Here is a 3,360-nt window from a genome sequence, read left to right on the forward strand (position 1 = left end):
GATAGGTTGAAGTATTCAGGAAATTTCCCCAGGAGAAATATCAGAAAGATTTTCATTTTCTCAAGCTTCCATAAACATAATGTATCCTTGTCTTTTCCTCGTCAAATCTTTCCATCCATTTCTTTTGACTGGAAAACCACAAACATTTTCATTTTATGAAGCTCCTGAAAAAAATCGGCGCGTCGAAGAATTTTCCCTTGCATCCTCACCAAAATTTTGATATTATAGAAACTATCTGGGGTTATTCGTATATACAAATGACTTTTTATTCAACTAAAAAATTAAAGCATAGTTTTGAGTGCGATAGAACTCCGTTCCGCTTTCCTAGGTCATGCTACGCAAACGCGACCGCAAATTTTGTAAATTTGAGATTTAATCAGCAAGCCCTAAGTATTCAGGAAATTTCCCCAGGAGAAATATCAGAAAGATTTTCATTTTCTCAAGCTTCCATAAACATAATGTATCCTTGTTTTTCCCTCCTCAAATCTTTCCATCCATTTCTTTTGACTGGAAAACCACAAACATTTTCATTTTATGAAGCTCCTAAAAAATCGGCGCGTCAAAGGATTTTTCCTTGCATCCTCACAAAAATTTTGATATTATAGAAACTATAAGGGTTTATTCGCCTATACGCATGACTTTTTATTCAACAAAAAAACCAAAGCATAGTTTTGAGTGCAATAGAACTCCGTTCCGCTTTCCTAGGTCATGCTACGCAAACGCGACCGCAAATTTTGTAGAAAGGAAAATCAATCTAAAAAATCCCAACTCAAAAGTATCTCAACTCAAAACCTTACCAAAAACGCAGCACACTCAACATGAGCAGTTTGAGGAAAAAAATCTGCAGGTTGTACCTTACTCAAATAATATTTACCAGTTGAACAGAGAAATTTCAGATCGCGAGCCAAGGTAGCAGGTTTACAACTAATATAAACAATACGCTCAGGTAAAATTTCCAATAAAGTCTCTAAAACAGAGCGATCGCAACCTTTTCTCGGCGGGTCCAACAAAACTACATCTGGTTTAACTTCCAACTGAGGCAGCAAACTCTCAACTTTTCCAACATAAAAATGTACATTTGTCAAGTTATTAATTTCAGCATTAAACCTAGCTCGCTCAATAGCCACTTGTTGTACTTCTAAACCAATGACCATACTTTTTCTCTTTCCTATTTCTAGAGAATCATTATGACCAACATCCTGTAAATATTTGGCTAAAGGTAAAGTGAAAGTACCAACTCCACAATAAGCATCAACAATAATTTCCGAGCCACTCAAAACCAACTCTTCAAAAACAACCTCTATTAATTTTTCCGCAGCTTTTGTATTTACTTGAAAAAAAGTATTAGGAGTCAACTGAAATTCTAAACCATTAAATTTTTCCCGCACATAAGACTTACCAGCAATACAAACAGTTTGTTGACCAAAAATAGTATTTGTCGTCTTACAGTTGTAGTTCAAACAAACACCCACTAACCGAGAATAATCTTCCAGCCATTTTTTAGCTTCAACAGTAATGCCAGGTAATAACTTTTCAGGATTTTCTTGACTCCCATTCACCACCAAAGTTAATAAAATTTCCCCTGTTTTTTCTCCTATCCTCAAAGATAAATGACGTAAAACACCTATATGATTATTTTCATCATATATTTTCCATCTTCGCCTAGTAATATCCTGTTTAATTTCTTTGAGTAAAAGGTTCAAACGTTGGTCTTGGATAGGACATTGATTAAGATTAATCAATTTATGGCTACCTTTCTGATAATAGCCCGCCTTAACTTGACCAGTAGCAGAAATACCTAGAGGATATGTAACTTTATTACGATATCCAAAAGGGGATGGAGATGGTAGAGTCGGTTTAACCTCTAATAATTCTAGTCCACCTATTCTTTCTAAAGCTTGAATAACTTGATTTTGTTTTACTTGAAGCTGATATTCATAACTAATATGTTGCCATTGACACCCACCACATTTGTCCGCAACAATACAGTAAGGTTCAATCCGCAAGTCAGACTTTTCTAAAAGTTGATGTAGTTTCCCGTAGGCATATTTACGTTTGACTATTGTTAGGCGGGCAATGAGGCGATCGCCAGGAACTGTATCAGGCACAAATACCACTTTTTGATCGTAACGACCCACTCCATCACCGTTATCTGTTAAGTCTGTGATGCTTATTTCCACTAGCTGACCTTGTTGCCAAACTGATGTTGCCAATTTTTGTTTGTTTATTTTCACTAAGTTTTTTGATCTTACCGAAAAATTAATAATTAATAATTAAATAATTCGCACCTTGAAGCTTCCTCTTGGATAGGGGAAAACAAAGACAATATTCCTTATCTTCAATTCCGTAACGCTTAAAACCTTCTTGTAATTATCAATTATCCATTATCCATTAATGAATGGCTATTGTTTTTCTGTATCAGAATAATTGATCTATTTTAATCTTTTGACCTTAAGTCAGTTTTTTTGCAATTCTGGGTTTTTTGACATCCTCCCTGGCTTAAAGGCACGGATATTCCTACCGAGCCGTATATCCTCGACGGGTTTACGTTTCACAGACTGCTGCACCCACCCCTCTTGCTCCCCTCCCGGGAGGGGATGGGGGTGGGTTACGCTTGCCTCCACGTCCGTTTAAAGTCTCGGAATTCCCTCCCGCGACTTACCAAAAATTCTTATGGTGTTTATTTGTGCCTTCAAGTGTGAACTGCTCATTGACCTGAAAGCTTCTCAAGTTCAGCTCTGAAGGTGAAGGAGTTTCGACAAACATCTTCTTTTCTACAGTATTTATGAGACTTGGCGGGTGTTCAAACCCTACTCATTATAACACAGAAAGTCGCCTTAGAAGGGCGAGGCTTTAAACCCAATTTTTCGGTAAATTTGGCTAATTCATTGCAGGTAACAAAGCATTTAAAGGCTTAGATATAGAGCCACAAAAAAACAAAAGTATGTAACTATAATCATTCCAGTTAAGATTGAGACACTTAACCTTGATATAATCCTTTAAAATTAGCCTAGGCGTCTCATTTTTATTTGAAACGACTACTATAAAAATAAATTTTAACGCCAACCTACTTATTTCCCCATAAAAATTTTGGCATAAATAGAGAACCTCTAAAATTTGATGATTTGGAAAGGCCGTCAATGGTTAAAATAAAATATAATTCAGCAAATTTTCGATAATTATGAGTGTAGTTAGTCAAGTTATTCTCAAAGCAGACGATGAATTACGTTACCCCAGTAGCGGGGAACTTCAATCCATAAATGATTTTTTGAAAACAGGTGAGCAGCGGGTGCGAATTGCTAGCGCGCTTTCTGAAAATGAGAAAAAAATTGCGGACAAAGCTAGTCAGGAGTTATGGCG

1 protein-coding gene and 1 pseudogene are annotated in these 3,360 nt (G+C 36.3%); one reads left to right on the plus strand and one right to left on the minus strand.

The window, feature by feature from the left end; all coding sequences use genetic code 11:
* Positions 1–785 precede the first annotated feature (785 nt).
* Positions 786–2,234: a 23S rRNA (uracil(1939)-C(5))-methyltransferase RlmD gene (gene rlmD / locus F6K22_RS36520; RefSeq protein WP_375340229.1), complete on the minus strand. Its 1,449-nt coding sequence runs from the start codon at positions 2,232–2,234 to the stop codon at positions 786–788.
* 947 nt (positions 2,235–3,181) lie between these two features.
* On the opposite strand from rlmD, the pseudogene F6K22_RS36525 reads away from it, so the two are divergent.
* Positions 3,182–3,360 (plus strand): annotated as a pseudogene (locus F6K22_RS36525) (allophycocyanin); the annotation flags it as partial.

This window comes from Okeania sp. SIO2F4 (assembly GCF_010672385.1).
In the GTDB taxonomy this organism is placed as follows: Bacteria; Cyanobacteriota; Cyanobacteriia; order Cyanobacteriales; family Microcoleaceae; genus Trichodesmium.